This window comes from Stenotrophomonas sp. YJH_SMC_32, assembly GCF_059369975.1.
On sequence record NZ_JCAFTE010000006.1, the window covers coordinates 93480 to 112185 of the forward strand.

General features: G+C 66.1%; 18 protein-coding genes. 8 read left to right on the forward strand and 10 right to left on the reverse strand.

The window, feature by feature from the left end; translation table 11 throughout:
* Positions 1-64: 64 nt before the first annotated feature.
* The 4 genes from AC5P7S_RS10610 to prmB form a co-directional block, all read right to left on the reverse strand.
* On the reverse strand, positions 65-1093 hold the full coding sequence (locus AC5P7S_RS10610) for an aspartate-semialdehyde dehydrogenase (protein WP_005417977.1): 1029 nt from the start codon (positions 1091-1093) through the stop codon (positions 65-67).
* Positions 1094-1182: 89 nt separating this feature from the next.
* Positions 1183-2220, reverse strand: a complete 1038-nt coding sequence (locus AC5P7S_RS10615) for a 2-hydroxyacid dehydrogenase (protein WP_095377631.1) — start codon at positions 2218-2220, stop codon at positions 1183-1185.
* On the reverse strand, positions 2213-3316 hold the full coding sequence (gene aroC, locus AC5P7S_RS10620) for a chorismate synthase (RefSeq protein ID WP_095377632.1): 1104 nt from the start codon (positions 3314-3316) through the stop codon (positions 2213-2215). The genes AC5P7S_RS10615 and aroC overlap by 8 nt, the downstream gene beginning before the upstream one ends.
* Positions 3313-4242 (reverse strand): 50S ribosomal protein L3 N(5)-glutamine methyltransferase, encoded by a 930-nt coding sequence (prmB, locus tag AC5P7S_RS10625; RefSeq protein ID WP_069139585.1) that lies wholly within the window; start codon positions 4240-4242, stop codon positions 3313-3315. The genes aroC and prmB overlap by 4 nt, the downstream gene beginning before the upstream one ends.
* A gap of 122 nt (positions 4243-4364) precedes the next feature.
* Here prmB and AC5P7S_RS10630 point away from each other — a divergent pair, with 122 nt between their 5' ends.
* Both AC5P7S_RS10630 and asd read left to right on the forward strand, forming a co-directional pair.
* On the forward strand, positions 4365-5015 hold the full coding sequence (locus tag AC5P7S_RS10630; RefSeq protein WP_095377633.1) for an SCO family protein: 651 nt from the start codon (positions 4365-4367) through the stop codon (positions 5013-5015).
* Positions 5012-5854 (forward strand): archaetidylserine decarboxylase, encoded by an 843-nt coding sequence (asd, locus tag AC5P7S_RS10635; RefSeq protein WP_053501139.1) that lies wholly within the window; start codon positions 5012-5014, stop codon positions 5852-5854. The genes AC5P7S_RS10630 and asd overlap by 4 nt, the downstream gene beginning before the upstream one ends.
* Before the next feature lie 109 nt (positions 5855-5963).
* On the opposite strand, the gene AC5P7S_RS10640 is transcribed toward asd, so the two are convergent.
* Positions 5964-6311, reverse strand: coding sequence for a ribonuclease E inhibitor RraB (locus AC5P7S_RS10640; protein WP_049414732.1), 348 nt, complete (start codon positions 6309-6311; stop codon positions 5964-5966).
* A 23-nt stretch (positions 6312-6334) separates the two neighbouring features.
* Positions 6335-7945, reverse strand: a complete 1611-nt coding sequence (locus AC5P7S_RS10645; protein ID WP_053501135.1) for a transglycosylase SLT domain-containing protein — start codon at positions 7943-7945, stop codon at positions 6335-6337.
* Positions 7946-8067: 122 nt separating this feature from the next.
* Between AC5P7S_RS10645 and AC5P7S_RS10650 the strand changes: the two genes are divergently transcribed.
* Together AC5P7S_RS10650 and greB are read left to right on the forward strand one after the other, a co-directional pair.
* A complete protein-coding gene (locus AC5P7S_RS10650) occupies positions 8068-9573 on the forward strand; it encodes a helicase HerA-like domain-containing protein (protein ID WP_095377635.1) in 1506 nt (501 codons plus the stop codon).
* A gap of 88 nt (positions 9574-9661) precedes the next feature.
* Positions 9662-10168: a transcription elongation factor GreB gene (gene greB, locus AC5P7S_RS10655; RefSeq protein WP_005418006.1), complete on the forward strand. Its 507-nt coding sequence runs from the start codon at positions 9662-9664 to the stop codon at positions 10166-10168.
* 86 nt (positions 10169-10254) lie between these two features.
* Here the strand turns inward: greB and AC5P7S_RS10660 are convergent, their stop codons facing one another.
* Positions 10255-11079 carry a DUF3025 domain-containing protein gene (locus AC5P7S_RS10660; RefSeq protein ID WP_095377636.1) on the reverse strand — a complete coding sequence of 275 codons (825 nt, stop codon included), beginning with the start codon at positions 11077-11079 and terminating at the stop codon, positions 10255-10257.
* The gene (gene rimO, locus AC5P7S_RS10665) at positions 11076-12437 is read right to left on the reverse strand and encodes a 30S ribosomal protein S12 methylthiotransferase RimO (RefSeq protein WP_005418008.1); all 1362 of its coding nucleotides are present in this window, start codon (positions 12435-12437) and stop codon (positions 11076-11078) included. The genes AC5P7S_RS10660 and rimO overlap by 4 nt, the downstream gene beginning before the upstream one ends.
* Positions 12438-12640: 203 nt before the next feature.
* Here rimO and AC5P7S_RS10670 point away from each other — a divergent pair, with 203 nt between their 5' ends.
* The 3 genes from AC5P7S_RS10670 to AC5P7S_RS10680 are packed head-to-tail and all read left to right on the forward strand — an operon-like array spanning position 12641 to position 13914.
* Positions 12641-13312, forward strand: a complete 672-nt coding sequence (locus tag AC5P7S_RS10670) for a dienelactone hydrolase family protein (protein WP_005418009.1) — start codon at positions 12641-12643, stop codon at positions 13310-13312.
* Complete coding sequence (locus AC5P7S_RS10675) at positions 13309-13731, forward strand: HIT domain-containing protein (RefSeq protein WP_005418010.1); 423 nt, start codon at positions 13309-13311, stop codon at positions 13729-13731. Before AC5P7S_RS10670 ends, AC5P7S_RS10675 begins: the two co-directional genes overlap by 4 nt.
* 15 nt (positions 13732-13746) lie before the next feature.
* Positions 13747-13914: a LiaI-LiaF-like domain-containing protein gene (locus AC5P7S_RS10680; protein ID WP_005418011.1), complete on the forward strand. Its 168-nt coding sequence runs from the start codon at positions 13747-13749 to the stop codon at positions 13912-13914.
* 106 nt (positions 13915-14020) lie between these two features.
* Here AC5P7S_RS10680 and dcd read toward each other — a convergent pair whose 3' ends face one another.
* Entirely contained in the window at positions 14021-14593 is a 573-nt protein-coding gene (gene dcd / locus AC5P7S_RS10685) for a dCTP deaminase (protein WP_005418012.1), read from the reverse strand.
* Between the two features lie 78 nt (positions 14594-14671).
* Positions 14672-15526: an iron-sulfur cluster carrier protein ApbC gene (gene apbC, locus AC5P7S_RS10690; protein WP_005418013.1), complete on the reverse strand. Its 855-nt coding sequence runs from the start codon at positions 15524-15526 to the stop codon at positions 14672-14674.
* A gap of 214 nt (positions 15527-15740) precedes the next feature.
* Between apbC and AC5P7S_RS10695 the strand changes: the two genes are divergently transcribed.
* A complete protein-coding gene (locus AC5P7S_RS10695) occupies positions 15741-18530 on the forward strand; it encodes a TonB-dependent receptor plug domain-containing protein (RefSeq protein WP_095377637.1) in 2790 nt (929 codons plus the stop codon).
* Positions 18531-18706: the final 176 nt, after the last annotated feature.

Genomic DNA, 18706 nt, shown 5'->3' on the forward strand with positions numbered 1-18706 from the left:
ACCACATGCCCATCACGGCAATGCCGGCCAGCGGCCGGCACTACCGGTCAGGCAACCACGGTGATCAACGCTGTTCGGCGGCGACCAGCTCGGCCAGCTGCACGGCGTTCAGGGCAGCGCCCTTGCGCACGTTGTCCGACACGATCCACAGGTTCAGGCCACGCGGGTGCGACAGGTCCTCGCGGATGCGGCCGACGTACACCGCGTCCGTGCCCGAGGCGTGGGTGACCGGGGTTGGGTAACCACCGGCCTCGTGACGATCCACCACTTCGATGCCCGGCGACTGCTCCAGCAGCGCGCGCGCTTCAGCGACGGTGACCTTGTCGCGGGTCTCGATCGCCACCGACTCGGAGTGGCCGTAGAACACCGGCACGCGCACCGCGGTCGGGTTCACCAGGATGCTGTCGTCACCGAGGATCTTGCGGGTCTCCCAGATCAGCTTCATCTCTTCCTTGGTGAAGCCATTGTCCTGGAAGTCATCGATGTGCGGGATCAGGTTGAAGGCGATCTGCACCGGGAAGCGCTGCGGATCGATCTCCTGGAAGCTGAGCAGCTGGCCGGTCTGCTTGCCCAGTTCCTCCATCGCCGAGCGGCCACCGCCGGACACCGACTGGTAGGTGGACACATTGATGCGCTCGATGCCGTACTTGCGGTGCAGCGGCGCCAGCGCCACCAGCATCTGCATGGTCGAGCAGTTCGGGTTGGCGATGATGCCGCGCGGACGGTTGGCGACCTGTTCCGGGTTGACCTCGGACACCACCAGCGGCACGTCATCGTCGTAACGGAACGCCGAGGAGTTGTCGATCACCACCGCACCGGCGGCGGCGAACCTCGGTGCGTATTCCTTGGACACGCTGCCGCCAGCCGAGAACAGCGCGATCTCGACACCGGTCGGATCGAAGGTGGCCAGGTCCTGGACCTTGACCTTCTGGCCGTTGAATTCAATCTCGCCACCAGCCGAACGCTCGGAGGCGAGGACGCTCAGGGTGCCGACCGGGAAATCACGCTCGGCCAGGATCGACAACATGGTCTCGCCAACGGCGCCGGTGGCACCGACGACGGCGACGTGGAAACTGCGCTGTGCATTGCTCATGGGGAACTCTCACGAAAACGGGAATGGGGGAAAACACGCACGACAGCTGGGTTCGGGGAACCTCCTCAAGCGGGGCGCGCGGAGGTTCCCTATCGTTTCCCGGTTTTTTTGCCCAGCATCACGCGCGCGGCCATCGCCGCGTCAGCGTTGATCGAGCTCGGCATGCGCGACGGGCCGCCGTCCAGGCCGAGCCCGGCAGCCAGATTATCCACGGCCAGCTGTACCATCGCCGTGCGCGTGGCCAGCGAGGCGCTGCCGATATGCGGCGTGAGCACCACGTTGCGCAGCGCCAGCAGCTCCGGGCGCACCTTCGGCTCGCCCTCGTACACATCCAGGCCAGCGGCCGCCAGGTGGCCGTTGGCCAGTGCGTCGGCCAGCGCCAGTTCGTCGACGATGCCGCCGCGGGCGATGTTCACCAGGGTTGCCGTCGGCTTCATCTTCGCCAGCGCAGCTGCGTCGATGATGTGATGCGAGGCCGGCGTGTAGGGCAGCACCGTTACCAGATGGTCGGACTGTGCCAGCAGTGTATCCAGGTCCACGTAGGTCGCGCGGAGCGACGCCTCGGTGTCGGCCGGCAACCGTGAACGGTTGTGGTACAGCACCTTCATGCCGAAACCGTGCGCGCCGCGGCGGGCGATGCCCTGGCCGATGCGGCCCATGCCAAGGATGCCCAGCGTGCTGCCATGGACATCCGCGCCCAGCATGGTCTGGAACGACCACTGCTGCCACTGCCCTTCACGCAGCCAGCGCTCGGACTCGGTGATCCGGCGCGCGGTTGCCATCAGCAGCGCGAAACCGAGATCGGCGGTGGTTTCGGTCAACACGTCCGGCGTGTTGCTGGCCAGGATGCCGGCCGCGCTGAGCGCGTCGACATCCAGGTTGTTGTAGCCGACGCCGACATTGGCGATCACCTGCAGCTGCGTGGCATCGGCCACCTGCGCCGCACCGATGCGCTCGTTGAGGGTGATGATCGCGCCGTCGGAGCTGGCCAGCTGTGCGGCGATCTGGTCCGGCGACCAGGCGGTGACGGTGTCGGTGCTGCGCAGCTGCACGCGATCGCGCAGCGGCGCGATGGCCGCCTCGATCAGCGGCTGGCTCACCCACACGGTCGGCCGCGTGTCAGCCATCGATCTGCCCGGGAATGCGCGGGGTGATCGTGCCGACATCGCCGCACTGCGCGCGATGACGCAGCGCCTGGTCCATCAGCACCAGCGCCACCATCGCCTCGGCGATGGGCGTGGCGCGGATGCCGACGCAGGGATCGTGGCGGCCGATGGTGACCACCTCGACCACGTTGCCGGCCGTATCCAGCGACGGGCCCGGCAGGCGCAGGCTGGACGTCGGCTTCAGGGCGATCGACGCGACGACCGGCTGACCGGTGGAGATGCCACCGAGGATGCCGCCGGCATGGTTGCTGGCGAAGCCCTGCGGCGTCAGCAGGTCACGGTGCTCGGTGCCCTTCTGCGCGGCGCTGGCGAATCCGTCGCCGATCTCCACGCCCTTCACCGCATTGATGCTCATCAGCGCAGCGGCCAGTTCGCCGTCAAGCTTGCCGTAGATCGGCTCGCCCCAGCCCGGCGGCACGTTGTCGGCGACCACGTCCACGCGCGCACCGACCGAGTCGCCAGACTTGCGCAGCGCATCCATGTACGCCTCCAGCTCCGGCACCTGTGCGGCGTGCGGCCAGAAGAACGGATTGTCTTCCACCGCCGACCAGTCGAAACCGGCCGGGGTGATGTCGCCCAGCTGCGACAGGTAGCCACGCACGGTAACGCCGAAACGCTCGGCCAGCCACTTCTTGGCGACCACGCCGGCGGCCACGCGCATGGTGGTCTCGCGTGCCGAGGAACGGCCACCGCCACGCGGATCGCGGATGCCGTACTTGTGCCAGTAACTGTAGTCAGCATGGCCCGGGCGGAACTGCTGGCCGATATTGGCGTAATCCTTGCTGCGCTGGTCGGTGTTGCGGATCAGCAGCGCGATCGGGGTGCCGGTGGTCAGGCCCTCGTATACGCCGGACAGGATCTCGACCTCGTCGGCCTCGCGCCGCGCGGAAGTGTGCCGGCTCTTGCCAGTCGCACGGCGCTGCAGGTCGTGGGCGAATTCGGTCGCGTCCAGCGCCAGCCCCGGAGGGCAGCCATCAATCACGCAGCCGATGGCCGGCCCGTGCGACTCGCCGAACGTGGTGACGGTGAACAGCTTGCCGAACGAATTGGAGCTCACGGGCGCTGCGCCGCCAGTTCGGTGATGCGTGCGCTGTGGGCGATCAGCTCGCGGCATTCGACCGCGAAGATGCCCATCTGGCCGACCTTGAACTCGATCCAGGAAAAATCGACTTCCGGCAGCAGCTTGACCAGATGCTGTTCGGACTCACCCACTTCACAGATCAGCAGACCGTCTTCGCTCAGGTGCAGCGGGGCATCGCGCAGGATCTTCAGCACCAGGTCCAGGCCATCGTCACCGGCACGCAGGCCCATTTCCGGCTCGTAGGAATATTCCTGCGGCAGGGCATCAGTCTCGTCGTTGGTGACGTACGGCGGGTTGGTGACGATCAGGTCGTAGTGGCGGCCGGTCAGACCATTGAACAGGTCCGACTTGATCAGGGTGACGTTGTGCGCCTGCAGGCGCTCCTTGTTCTCCTCGGCCAGCGACAGTGCGTCGTCACTCAGGTCGACGCCGTCCACTTCCCAGTTCGGGTAGTAGTGGCCCATGGCGATGGCGATGCAGCCCGAACCGGTGCAAAGATCCAGCGCGCGGCTGACATCGCGGCCGGCCAGCCACGGTTCGAAACCACATTCGATCAGTTCGGCGATCGGCGAGCGCGGCACCAGCGCGCGCGTGTCACTCTTGAAGCTCAGGCCGGCGAACCAGGCCTCACCGGTCAGGTAGGCAGCGGGGATGCGTTCGTCGATGCGACGCTGGAACAGTTCCAGCACGCGCAGCTTTTCGGCCTGCAGCAGGCGTGCCTGGCCGTAGGCCGGGCCGAGGTCGTGCGGCAGGTGCAGGCTGTGCAGCACCAGTTGGGTGGCCTCGTCCAGCGCATTGTCGTAGCTGTGCCCGAAGGTCAGCCCGGCTTCGTTGAAACGGCTGGTGCCGTAGCGGATCAGATCGATGATCGTATGGAGTTCGGCGGCCGTTTCAGCGGTCATGGCGGTACTGCGGGCAAAGTGGCCCCCGATTATAGGGGCTGGCGCCCGCGGCGGCATCCGTTGCGGCGGAAACGATCGGGCCACAGCCGGTATGATGGAGCCCATTTCGCGTGGGAGCCCCCATGTTCAATCGCAATGCCGGCATCATCCTGCTGATCGCCCTGGCGGCGGGGCTTGGCCTGCTCGCCGCCCAGCAGGTGTTCGCGCCGAAGCCGCCGGCCAACGCCCCGGCCACCGAAGCGATCACCCTGTACCCGCAGCCGCGTGAACTGCCCGACTTCAACCTGGCCCAGTCCGACGGCACCCGCCTGATCCCGGGCGAACTGAAGGGCCACTGGACCCTGGTGTTCCTGGGCTTCACCTTCTGCCCGGACGTCTGCCCGACCACCCTGGCCGAGCTGGCCGGCGCGCAGAACCAGTGGGAGGCCCTGCCCGATGGCCTGCGCCCGCGCGTGCTGTTCATCTCGGTCGACCCGGACCGCGACAGCGCCACCCGCCTGGGCGAGTACGTGCACGGCTTCCATAAGGGCACCCTGGCCGCCACCGCCGATATCCCCTCGCTGGAGCGCTTCGCCACCTCGCTGGGTTTCGTGTTCCAGAAAGTGCCGGGCAAGCATTTCGACGAAAACCCCGAGGATTACACCGTCGAGCATTCGGCCAGCCTGGCCGTGCTCGACCCGCAGGGCCGCCTTGCCGGCCTGGTGCGCCCCCCGTTCAATGCGCCGGCGATCGCCCGCGACCTGCAGAAGCTGACCGAGAAAACCGCCCCATGAGCCTCACCACCGCCCTGACGTACGCCCTGCCCCATCGCCTGCTGTCCTCGATGGCACGCTCGCTGGCGTACTCGGACGATCCGCGCGTGTCGCGCTGGCTGATCGACACCGTCACCCGCAAGTTCAACGTCAACCTGGACGAAGCGGCCAACCCGGACCCGCGCAGCTATGCGACCTTCAACCAGTTCTTCACCCGCGCGCTGAAGCCGGGCGCGCGCGTGGCCGATGCCGATCCGCGCAGCCTGGTGATGCCGGCCGACGGCCGCATCAGCCAGCTGGGGAAGATCGAGGCCGGCCGCATCTTCCAGGCCAAGGGCCAGTCGTTCACCGCCGCCGAGCTGCTGGGCAGCGACGAGGATGCCAAGCCGTACAACGACGGTCTGTACGCCACCGTGTACCTGTCACCGCGCGACTACCACCGCGTGCACATGCCGTGGACCGGCACCCTGCGTGAAACCGTGCACGTGCCAGGACGCCTGTTCAGTGTCGGTCCTGCGGCCGTCAACGGGGTGCCGCGCCTGTTCGCCCGCAACGAGCGCCTGGTCTGCCACTTCGACACCAGCTTCGGCCCGATGGTCAGCGTGATGGTCGGCGCGCTGCTGGTATCCGGCGTGGAAACCGTGTGGAGCGGCGAGGAGATCCCGGCCTACGGCGATCGCATCACCCGCAAGGACTACCGCGGCCAGGGCATCAAGCTGGAGCGTTTCGCCGAGATGGCACGCTTCAATTACGGCTCGACCGTGGTGGTGCTGCTGCCGCCGGGCGTAGCCGAATTCGCCCCGCAGCTGGGCGCCGAAAGCCCTGTGCAGCTGGGCCAGGCCCTGGCAAAGCTGCGCTGACCGTAGATCCACGCGACGCGTGGATGGATTCAACGGAATGCCGGCCAGCGGCCGGCACTACCGGGTCTGTAGAGCCGAGCACGGGCTCGGCTCTACAGTCAGAAGCGGATTACTGCAGGACCGGTGCTGGGCCGACGTCCATGCCGTCGTAGTCTTCCACGCCGTGCTCCGCGGCCAGCGCCGCGAATTCCTGGTTGCGGCGGTCCAGCGAGGCTTCGTCGTGGATTTCCACGCGCTCCACGTGCAGCACGTGGAACGGCGCGTCGCCCTCTTCCGGTTCCTGCTCGAAGAGTTCCACGAAGGTGTAGCCCTGTGCCTGCAGGTGCTGGGCCAGCGCCTGCAGCGGCTCGGCACTGGCGTGGACGAAGAAATACCCCCACAGCAACGGGCCGTTGATGTCCCAGTCGGTGTTCTCGCGGAGGTTGGCGAACAGGTTGCGGGTGGCTTCGAGGTCCATACGGATTCCAGTGGTCTTGGGAATTACTTGTCGCAGCCCTGCAGCTTCAGCGTCTGGCCCTGGCGCAGGCTGTAGGCCGGCGCCTTCAGGCCGTTGGCGCGGGCCAGGGTCGGCAGGTCGCACTGGAACTTCGCGGCGATGGCGCCCAGGGTCTCCCCCCGACCCACCTTGTGGCTGCGCGCCGGCTTCGGCCGGGCGGCCGGCGCCGGGCGCGGTGCCGCCACTGCAGCCACCGGTGCGGTCGGCACGCTGGTGGATGCAGCCGCGTCGGCCACCGGCACCACACCACCCACCGCCACGCTGCCGGTATAGCTCGCCGCGGTCGGGCGCTTGATCGCCGCGTTGAGATCAGCGGTGATCAGCGTGCGGGCGAGGTCGGCACGCGGACCACTGACACAGTTGCGCTGGTACAGGCCGGCGATGCGGGTGGTGGCGTTGATCAGCGTACCGGCCGGAATCCAGCCATCGGCCTCATAGCGCGGGTTGAGGTTGCGCAGCGCACGCATGTAGCCATCGCGGGTACCGTGGCTGCCCAGGCAGATGGTCAATTCATAGATGGTGGTGGACTTTGCCAGCCGCAGCGTGGCCGGCTGCGCGCTGATCTTCGGGAACTCCACGCCGTACTGCTGCGGGTGCAGGAAGATCCAGGCCGCGGCAATCACCATCGGCACGTAGTCCTTGGTCTCGCCCGGGAACTGGTTGTAGACACTGTCGGTCCAGAAGCTCTGGCCGGCGCTCTGCTTGAACACGCGCGCGGCACGGCCTTCGCCACCGTTGTAGGCGGCCACCGACATTTCCACGTTGTTGTTCAGTTCGCGCAGGCGCTCGTTGAGGTAGCTGGCGCTGGCTTCAGCGGCGCTGCGCGCGTCGAAGCGGGTATCGAAGCCGGTGCCGTCCGGGCCCAGGCCGAAACGGCGGCCGGTGGCCGGCATGAACTGCATCAGGCCGGCGGCGCCGGCGCGCGAGGAAGCATGCACACGGCCGTTGGATTCCTTGGCCATGATCCCGAACAGCAGCGCCTCGGGCAGGCCGCGCTTTTCCCACTCCGGCCACATCACCGCGCGCAGGTTCTGGTAATTCTCGTAGCTGGTCAGCAGCGCCGGGCGCATGTCGGTCAGCCAGCGACGGATGCCGGCCTGCACCGCCGGGTTGTACTCGACCATGCTGTCGAAGGCGTGCCGCTTGTCGTTCAACAGCGCGGCAGCGCGCGCGGCCTCGGGCACGTCGGCGGTGAGGGGGCCGATGTGGTCCGGGTCGGCTTCCAGACGGTCACCGCCCTCATCGGCCACGTCATCGCTGGCGGCGGCATCGGCGTCGTGCTTGAGCAGGCGCTTGTAGCTGGCCAGCAGGGTCCCCATCTGGCAGCCCTTCTGCTTGACGCAGTCGTTGAGGACATCTTCCATGTCCTCCAGCGCGGCATCGGCTTCGTTGCTGCCCTTGGGATCGGCGTTGGCGACCAGCAGCAGGGCATCGCCGTAGCGCTTTTCGGCGGCGGTCATGCGCTGCTGCAGCGCATCCACCTTCACCTTGTCCCGGGCCGAAACCCGCTGTGCGTGGGCGTCGGGCGCCAGGGAAACCAGGCCGGCCAGGGCCAGCAGCGGCCAACCGCGGGAAATCAGGACAGGAACGGGCATTGATGGCACTGTGTGCGAAACAGGCAGGCAGAGTAGCGGCGCCGCCAAGGTCCGGGCAAGCCGACCTTCGGACCGTCACTGCCGGCGGTTAACATTGGGCTATTCATCACAAGGGCTGGACCATGGATCCGATTCTGCTCGGCAAAGGCATTACCGACGATGTTGCCGTCACCCTGCTGCCGAAACTCGGCAACCGCCACGGCCTGGTGGCCGGCGCCACCGGTACCGGCAAGACCGTGACCCTGATGACCCTGGCCGAGGGCTTCTCGCGACGGGGCGTGCCGGTGTTCCTGGCCGATGTGAAGGGCGATGTCTCCGGCCTGGCCGTGCCCGGCACCGGTGCAGAAAACCTGCTCCAGCGTGCCGCCGAGATCGGCTTGGCCGACTATGCGCCGGCCGCCAGCCCCACCATCTTCTGGGACCTGTACGGCAAACTGGGCCACCCGGTGCGCACCACGGTCAGCGAGATGGGCCCGACCCTGCTGTCGCGCATCCTCGAATTGAACGACACCCAGGCCGGGGTACTCGACATCGTATTCAAGCTGGCCGACGACCGCGGCCTGCTGCTGCTGGACATGGACGACCTGCGCGCCCTGCTCGGCCTGGTTGCCGAGGAGCGCAAGGACATTTCCACCGAGTACGGCCTGGTCAGTGCGCAGTCGATCGCGGCGATCCAGCGTTCGGTGCTGCGCCTGGCGCAGGACGGTGGCGAGAATTTCTTCGGCGAACCGGCACTTGAACTGGCCGACATCATGCGGGTCAACCACGACGGCCGCGGCATGATCGGCATCCTCGCCGCCGACCAGCTGGTGCTCAAGCCCAAGCTCTATTCCACTTTCCTGCTGTGGCTGCTGTCGGAACTGTTCGAGCAGCTGCCGGAAGTGGGCGACCTGGACAAGCCGAAGCTGGTCTTCATCTTCGACGAAGCGCACCTGCTGTTCGATGATGCACCGCCGTCGCTGGTGCAGCGCATCGAGCAGGTGGTGCGCCTGATCCGCTCCAAGGGCGTGGGCGTGTACTTCTGCTCGCAGTTCCCCGACGACGTGCCGGGCAACATTCTCGGCCAGCTGGGCAATCGCGTTCAGCACGCACTGCGTGCGTTCACCCCGCGCGACCAGAAGGCGGTGAAAACCGCGGCCGAGACGTTCGTGCCGAATCCGAAGCTGGACGTGGCCAAGGTGCTGAGCCAGCTCGGCACCGGCGAGGCACTGGTATCCACGCTGCAGGACAAGGGCGTGCCGACGCCCGTGCAGCAGACGTTGATCGCGCCGCCGCGCTGCCGGATGGGACCGATCACCGAGGCCGAGCGTGCACAGGTACGCGCCGGCAGCCCGGTCGGCAGCCGCTACGACACCGCGATCAACCGCGAATCGGCCGCCGAACTGCTGGCCCAGCGCGCGCAGAAGAGCATCGAGCAGGCACAGGCGCCGGCCGCGCGCAGCCGCGAGCAGGACGAAGCTCAGGAAGGGGGTTTCGGCCAGGCCATCAAGGACGCGATCTTCGGCACCAAGCGCCGCCAGGGCATGATCGAAACCATGGCCAAGCAGACCACGCGCACTGTCGGCACCAAACTGGGCAACCAGATCGTGCGCGGCATCCTCGGTGGCATCTTCGGCGGCAAGCGCTAGCTGCCCCTGCTGGGGTCAGAGCCCTTTCCGCTGGAAAGGGATCTGACCCTGCTCTCTCATTCGTCATCCAGAAAAGAAGTCGTATTGCATGTCCCGTTGGCGTCCCCCCGCAGAAAAAAGCACCGCCCTGATCACCGCTTCCGGGCATGCGCGACTGAAGGCCGAGCTGGATGAGCTATGGCGCGTGCGCCGCCCGGAAGTGGTGAAAGCGCTCGCCGCCGCTGCAGCAGAAGGCGACCGTTCCGAAAACGCCGAGTACACCTACCGCAAGAAGCAACTGGGCGAGATCGACCGCCGCGTGCGCTACCTGACCAAGCGGTTGGAATCGCTGCGCGTGGTCGATACGACGCCAACCGATCCGCTCGCAGTGTTCTTCGGCGCGTGGGTGGAACTGGAGAACGTGGACAGCGGCGACACCAGCCGCTATCGCATTGTCGGCCCGGATGAGACCGATGCGGGCCTGGGCTGGATCAGCATCGATTCCCCCCTGGCGCGTGCGCTGCTGAAGAAGCGGCTGGATGATGAGTTCTCGGTGGAGCTGCCCGGCGGGCAGTTCACCTTTGCAGTGATCGGCGTGGAGTACGAGCCTGTGTAGCGTCGAGCCATGCCCGACCTCGCCGCCGTTGTAGAGCCGAGCCCATGCTCGGCTGATGGGCAACGCAGCCGAGCATGGGCTCGGCTCTACAACGGTGGCGGGTACGTGCGCCCTGCACGCAGCGGGCGGAAATAGTCGGCATTGCGGTAGAAGGTAGAATCCTGCACGTCGTGCCAGCCTGGGATTCCAGCCAACGGCAGCGGACGCAGCTGCAGCGGATCGGTCACCGCCCTGCCCTCGGCAATGGCAGCGCTCACCACGTCGATACAGGCGGCTTCGACATCGCCCTGCACCACCACGCACTTGCCGACCAGCAATCGCCCCGGCAGCAGTGCCTGTTCCATCAGCGCATGCCCGAATACCACAGTGATGGCGATGTCACCGGTCTGCCAGTTCACCGGCTCAAACAACGCGGGCCAGTCGTGTGCATCCCAGGCAGCCAGCAGTGAGTCATCGCGCACACGCACGATCACGCCGGTTTCGTCGAACTGGGTCAAGGCGGCCTGCGCGCGGTTGCGCTGGCCGGGTGGCATCGCCTCGATATGCAGGCACTGCCGCACGTTGAGCGCGCGCTTCAGCTGCGGCTGTGAGGCCCACACCAGCGCATTGAACAGGTCGTGCCAGTTGCCGGCACGGGTGGCGATGCGTCCCTGCGCGATACGCGCCTCATAATGCAGGCCATCGGCCAGCAACGCGGCGTCCTGTTCAACCAGGCGCTTGCCAGGCACGGCCAGACGTGCATCGAGCGCCGCGATGGACGGCCACGCGGTGCCGTCCAGCAGGTCACGGAAGTCCTGAAGTCCGGCAAACAGCGGATGCTCGAACTGCCGTGCAGCTACCGCCGCACGTGGCGGCGGTACGAAGCGTCGTGAACCGCCGCCGTTGCCGGTGGCGGCCGTCGCTGCGGTCACAGCACCTTGAGGTCGAACGCCGGACGGGGGGCGGCCGTCAGCGCGTCACCATACAGGTCGTGCTCGTCGCTCTCGGTGATCTCCACCTCGACGAATTCGCCCACGCGCAGCGGCACCTGGTCGGCATTCTGGATGTGCACCAGGCCGTCGATCTCCGGGGCATCGGCCTTGGAACGGGCCACGGCGATGTCGCCTTCGATGGCGTCGACCAGGCACTGCTGCACGGTGCCGATCTTGGCCTCAAGGCGTGCAGCGGAAATCTGCGCCTGCTTCTCCATGAAGCGGGCCAGACGCTCCTGCTTCACTTCCTCCGGCACAGCATCGGGCAGATCGTTGGCGGTCGCCCCTTCAACCGGCGAATAGGCGAACGCACCCACGCGATCCAGCTGCGCTTCGTCAAGGAACGACAGCAGTTCCTCGAACTCGGCTTCGGTCTCGCCGGGGAAGCCGACGATGAAGGTCGAACGCACAGTGATGTCCGGCGCGATACGGCGCCAGTTCTGCACGCGCTCCAGGGTCTTCTCCACCGCGCCGGGGCGCTTCATCAGGCGCAGGATGCGCGGGCTGGCGTGCTGGAACGGAATGTCCAGGTACGGCAGGATGCGGTTTTCGGCCATCAGCGGCACCACCTCGTCCACGTGCGGATACGGGTACACGTAGTGCATGCGCACCCATGCATCCAGCTCCGACAGGCCTTCGCACAGCGCCTTCAAACGGGTCTGGTAGGCCTTGTCGCGCCACATCTTTTCGGCGTACTTCACGTCCACGCCATAGGCCGAGGTGTCCTGCGACACCACCAGCAGCTCACGCACGCCGCCACGCACCAGGCGCTCGGCTTCACGCAGCACCTCGTCCACCGGGCGCGAAACCAGCTTGCCGCGCATCGACGGAATGATGCAGAAGCTGCATTTGTGGTTGCAGCCTTCGGAAATCTTCAGGTACGCGTAGTGGCGCGGGGTCAGCTTGATACCGTAGTCGGGCACCAGGTCCACGAACGGATCGTGCTTGGGCGGCAGTGCTTCATGCACCGCTTCCATCACGCTCTGGTAATCCTGCGGGCCGGACACCGCCAGCACGTTGGGGTACGCCTCGCGGATCTGCTCCGGGCGCTTGCCCAGGCAGCCGGTGACGATGACCTTGCCGTTCTGGTTCATCGCTTCGCCAATCGCGTCCAGCGACTCGGTCACCGCAGAATCGATGAAGCCGCAGGTGTTGACCACCACCACGTCGGCCGAATCGTAGGACGGGACGATGTCGTAGCCTTCCGAACGGAGCTGGGTGAGGATGCGCTCGGAATCGACGAGGGCCTTCGGGCAGCCAAGGCTGACGAAGCCGACTTTGGGGTTCAGCTGGGACATGGAATCGCGGGACTCTGGGGGCCTGGGCCCCTGCCGTCGTGGCAGGGGTTCCTGGGGGCCGGGGCCTGAAAGGGCGCCAGTATACCGGGGTTGGCGGCCGCGCTCTGAATGGCCAGCCGCCCGATCCCGCACAGCCGCTGACATCGCGCTAACCCATGCAGCACCGACAATGCCGTTCTGTTCCCCACAACGAGATGGAAACGATGGCCGAGTGGATCACCCTGGATACGCATCACGGCCCGGTACGGGCCTGGCAGGCCCTGCCGGAGGGTACCGCGCGCGGCGGCCTGGTGGTGGTGCAGGAAATCTTCGGCGCCAATCCGCATATTCGCAGCGTGGCCGAACGCTTCGCGGCGGAAGGCTATGCGGTGCTGGCGCCCTCGTTCTTTGACCTGCTCGATGGCCCCGACGCCGATCCGGACGCGCTGCCCTACGACGCCGAAGGCGTGAAGCAGGGCTTGGAACGGGTCGGCGCGCTGGGCATGGAACGGGCGCTGGAGGTCGTGCGCGCGGCGGCCACCCGGCTGGCGCCCTACGGCAAGGTCGGCACCGTCGGTTACTGCTGGGGCGGCACGGTGGCGATGCTGTCCGCACTGCGCCTGGGGCTGCCGTCGGTCAGCTACTACGGTGCGCGCAACGTGCAGTTCCTCGACGAGGCGCCCAAGGCCCCGGTGATCTTCCACTTCGGCGCCCAGGACCGCAGCATCCCGCCAGAAGCCGTGCAGGCCCACCGCGAGAAGCTGCCGCAGATGGCGACCTACGTCTATCCGGCCGATCACGCCTTCAACCGGGAGGTCGGACATGCGTATGATCCAGACAGCGCCGCCCTGGCGCTGCAACGCACCCTGGACTTCTTCTCGGAGCATCTTGGATGAGCGAATTCGAACTCGATTCACGCCTGGCCGCCGATAGCGTGCTGGTGGCGGAAGGACCGTTGTCGCAAGTGCGACTGATGAACGACGAACGATTCCCCTGGCTGGTGCTGGTACCGCGCCTGGCCGGGGTCACCGAGTGGATCGAGCTGGACGGCGAGCAGCAGGACAAGCTGCGCACCGAGCTCAACCGCGCCTGCAAGGCCCTGAAGGGCTCCGACGGGGTGGAAAAGATCAACATCGGGGCGCTGGGCAATATCGTGCGCCAGCTGCACTTCCATGTGATCGGCCGCCATGACGGTGATCCGGCCTGGCCGGGCCCGGTCTGGGGCAGCGGCCCGGCGCACCGCTACGAGCCGGCGGCGCTGGACCAGCATGTCGCCTACTGGAAGGAACGGCTAGGATATCCGGCCCTGTCCTGAGCCTTCGCCGACCCGATGCGATTCAACCTCGTTGCCGCCGTCCTGCTGATCCTGATCGGCCTGTTCATGCTCGCCAGCAATCTCGGCTGGACGCACCTGAACCTGTCCAAGCTGCTGCTGACCTGGTGGCCGGTGGCCCTGGTGGGTGTCGGCATCGCGATGCTGTTCGGTCGCGGCAAATAAGGAAGGCGGCGCATTGTGCCGCCCTCCTTCATGTAGAGCCGGGCCATGCTCGGCTGCCCTGCCTTGAAGCCGAGCAGGGCTCGGCTCTACAGATCGCCTGCAATCTTCAGGTCCGCGGCAGGGTCACGCCGGTCTGGCCCTGGTACTTGCCGCCACGGTCGCGGTACGACGTCTCGCAGATGTCATCGGCGGCCGCCTGGAAGAACAGCATCTGCGCCACGCCTTCGTTGGCGTAGATGCGCGCCGGCAGCGGCGTGGTGTTGCTGAATTCCAGGGTGACGTGGCCTTCCCATTCCGGCTCCAGCGGCGTCACGTTGACGATGATGCCGCAGCGCGCGTAGGTGCTCTTGCCCAGGCACACCACCAGGGTATCGCGCGGAATGCGGAAGTATTCCACGGTACGCGCCAGCGCGAAGCTGTTCGGCGGGATGATGCACTCATCGCCGACGATATCCACGAAGCTGCCCGGATCGAAGTGCTTGGGATCGACGATCGTCGAGTTGATGTTGGTGAACACCTTGAACTCGCGCGAGCAGCGCACGTCATAGCCATAGCTGGACGTGCCATAGCTGACGATGCGCTGGCCGTTGGCCTGCTTGACCTGCCCGGCCTCGAACGGCTCGATCATGCCGTGCTGCTCGGACATGCGGCGGATCCAACGGTCACTCTTGATGCTCATGCTTTGTCCTGGGGGTACGAGGGGGCGCGAGGATTCTAGCAGGGGGCCGGCCTGCGCCGGCGGCCCCTGCCCCGGCACTTACAGCAGCGAGGACAGGATCGGGATCGAGGCCCGCGGGCGCTTGCCGACTTCCTCGATCAGGCGCTGCGCGGCATGGCGGTAGGCCTGGGCCGGTGCCGAATCCGGCTGGGCCACGGTGATCGGCGTGCCTGCATCGCCCTGCTCGCGGATGCCGATCTGCAGCGGCAGCGACCCCAGCAGCGGCACGCCGTACTGCGCGGCCATGCGCTCGCCGCCACCCTCGCCGAACAGGTGCTCGATGTGCCCGCAGCTGCTGCACGTGTGCACCGCCATGTTCTCGACGATGCCCAGCACCGGCACCTCGACCTTCTCGAACATCTTCAGCGCCTTCTTCGCATCCAGCGTGGCGATGTCCTGCGGCGTGGTGACGATCACTGCACCGGCCAGCGGAATCTTCTGGGTCAGGGTCAGCTGGATGTCACCCGTGCCGGGCGGCAGGTCGATCAGCAGGAAATCCAGGTCGTCCCACAGGGTATCGTTGAACAGCTGGGTCATCGCCGAGGTGGCCATCGGGCCGCGCCAGATCATCGGGGTGTCTTCTTCGATCAGGTAGCCGATCGACATGGTGTCCACGCCGAACGCACGCAGCGGCTCGATGCTCTTGTTGTCCGGGCTTTCCGGGCGGCCGGACAGCCCCAGCATGGCCGGCACGCTGGGGCCGTAGATGTCGGCGTCGAGCACGCCCACCCGCGCACCGAGCTGCTGCAGCGCCACGGCCAGGTTCACCGAGGTGGTGGACTTGCCGACGCCGCCCTTGCCCGAACCGACCGCGATGACATTGCGGATGCGGGCATGCGGCGTAAGTCCCTTCTGGACCTGGCTGGCATGGGGACGGCGGGGAGAACTGTTCACAACGAGCACCGGCGGAGTCAGGGGGATAACCCAACATCATACAAGCTGGACGTAACCTGACTGAAATTCAGGATTGCGACGGATTCGTGCACAGATTGTTAAGTTCATGTTACGTTCGATCAGCACTGTTTTGAGCTGCGGAGCCCGCTGTTCCGGCCCGCGCGATGGCGCATGCGCAGTGCCGTTTTTGTTTTTTGCTCTCCATTGGAACTACATGAAACACGTCAGCAATACCGCACGTCGCAACACGCTCGCCGTCGCCCTGATTTCCGCTCTGATGGCCGCCGCCCCGGCAATGGCCCAGGACAAGGCGACCAACCTGGACAAGATCACCGTCACCGGTTCGCTGATCCCGCAGACCCAGGTCGAAACCCAGACCCCGGTGATGTCCATCACCGCCGAAGACATCCAGACCCGCGGCTTCAGCAGTGTGGCTGAAGTGCTGCAGCAGTCATCGCTGACCACCGGCGGCCTGCAGGGTGGCCAGACCTCGGGTGCGTTCACCCAAGGCGCCGAAGCCGCCGGCATGTTCGGCCTGAATCCGGGCTACACCAAGTACCTGATCAACGGCCGCCCGATGCTCTCGTATCCGGCGCTGTACAACGGCAGCGAGTCGTTCAACAACATCAGCGGCATTCCGATCGACATCGTCGAGCGCATCGAAGTCCTGCCGGGCGGCCAGTCGTCGCTGTATGGCTCGGACGCGATCGCCGGCGTGGTCAACATCATCCTGAAGGAACGCATGGACGGCGGCACGATGTCGATCCGTGGCGGTACCTACACCGAAGGTGGTGGCAGCAACATCCGCTTCAGCGCCGCCAAGGGCTTCAACGCGTTCGACGACCGCTTCCACGCCCTGGTCAACGTGCAGATCGAAAACGGCAGCCCGATCTGGGGCTACCAGCGTGACATCACCAAGCAGAACAACCCTGTCGGTTACACCGCGCAGCTGCCGTCGAACGACTTTGCTGTCATCGGCAACGCCGACAACAAGCTGTACATGATGGACCCGACCCGCTGCGCCAACGTGGCAGGCCTGTACGACGGCACCACCACCGTCGGCAAGCGTGCATCGGGCGAATCGTGCGGCTCGGTGTACAGCGCCGGCTACAAGACCCTGAAGAACGGCAAGAACAGCGGCCAGTTCTACTCGTCGATGACCTTCGAGGTGAACGACAACTTCCAGCTGTTCGCCGACGTGCTGTACAGCAAGGAAAAGACCGAATTCACCTCCGGCTCCAGCGCCCTGTGGTGGGGCACCAAGTCGGTGATGGGCGGCTTCTACGACCAGGGCCTGGGCAAGGTCGTGAACCTGCAGCGCGCCTTCGCGCCGGAAGAAATCGGCCCGGGCCACTACAACAACATCCTGAACTCCGATGAGAGCCGTTCCTACCAGGTCACCCTGGGCGGCAAGGGCATGGTCGGCGACTGGGACTACAGCGCCAGCTTCACCCGCGGCGAATACCGTCTGGACCAGAACCGCTTCGCGCGCTGGAAGGACAAGATCGAAGGCTTCTTCGGCGACACCGTGCTGGGCCCGCGCCTGGGCACCACCGCTGATGGCTTCGGCATCTACAACCCGAACTACACCGCCTTCTACTCGCCGATCACCCCGGACCAGTTCGCCAGCTTCACCGGCTATGGCACCCACCGCAGCAAGACCTGGCAGAACCTCGGTCGCGTGCAGGTGACCAACGGTTCGCTGTTCTCCCTGCCGGGCGGCGACGCCGGCCTGGCCGTCGTGCTGGAAGGCGGCAGCGAGGGTTGGGATTACTCGCCCGACCAGGCCTTCGTCGATGGCAACGCGTGGGGCGCCAGCGCCGTGGCCGGTGCCGGCCACCGCAGCAACTACGCGGTGACCAGCGAACTGCGCATGCCGGTGTTCGAGTCGCTGACCATCAGCGCCTCGGGCCGCTATGACGCCTTCAAGATCGCCGACAAGACCGTCGACAAGGCCACCTACAGCATCGGCCTGGAATACCGTCCGGTGGAAAGCCTGCTGCTGCGCGGCAAGTACGGCACCGCGTTCCGCGCGCCGACCCTGTCCGATGCCTTCCAGGGCATGAGCGGCTCGTTCGCCTCCGGCCAGAACGACTACTACCGCTGCAGCCAGATGGGTTACGCGCTGCGTGACGAAGCCTGCTCGTTCTACAAGACCACCTCGGTGTACAGCGAAAAGTCCGGCAACCCGGACCTGAAGCCGATCACCGCCGACGTGTGGAGCGCAGGCGTGGTGTGGGCCCCGGTGAGCAACTTCTCGCTGTCGGTCGACTACTACAACTGGAAGATCAAGAACGAGGTCAAGACCCTGAGCACCGACCAGCTGCTGCTGGCCGAGTACCAGTGCCACAACGGCCTGCCGAACAACACCTCGGCCAGCTGCCAGAACGTGACCGACTGGGTGACCCGCGACGCCGGTGGCAACCTGACCCGCGTGTACACCCCGAAGCTCAACGTGGCCAGCCAGAACCTGGAAGCGGTGACCGTCGGTGCCAAGTACCAGCAGGACCTGGGCCGCTTCGGTTCGCTGATGTTCTCCGGCAACTACACCAACATGCTCAAGCGTGAAGTGGTGGCCCTGCCGGGTGCGCAGAAGCTGGACCTGCTGAGCGATCCGTACAACATGTGGTACTACGACAACTTCGCCAAGGTACGCGGCGACGTGTCGGTGGGCTGGGCCATCTCCAAGTTCACCACCACCGTGTACGCGAACTACGTCGGCAGCACCCCGAACTACCTGGCCTACACCGGCCGCAGCTACGACTACGTCCACTCCTCCGGCGCCAAGGCCGGCAAGTGGGGCTCGTACACCACGTACAACATGAGCCTGAACTACCAGGCACAGGACGATCTGACCCTGTCGCTGATGGTCAACAACGTGTTCAACAAGCTGCCGGAAGGCCAGCGCTACAACTACCCGGGCAACGAATCGACCCCGTTCAACGACGGCTTCTACAGCGTCTACGGCCGTCAGATCTCGGCCCAGGTCAAGTACGACTTCTAATCCCGTCGTATTCCGGACCGCGTGTCTGGACCAGGCCCCGCTTCGGCGGGGCCTTTTTTTTTCCTACGATCAGGCCGAACCGTCCCATTCAGGAAAAAGTCACTTTCTAACGGAATGGTGACAATGCGATACAGATCAAACAGATACGTTGATTTCGACGCGCGTTCTCGCAGTCA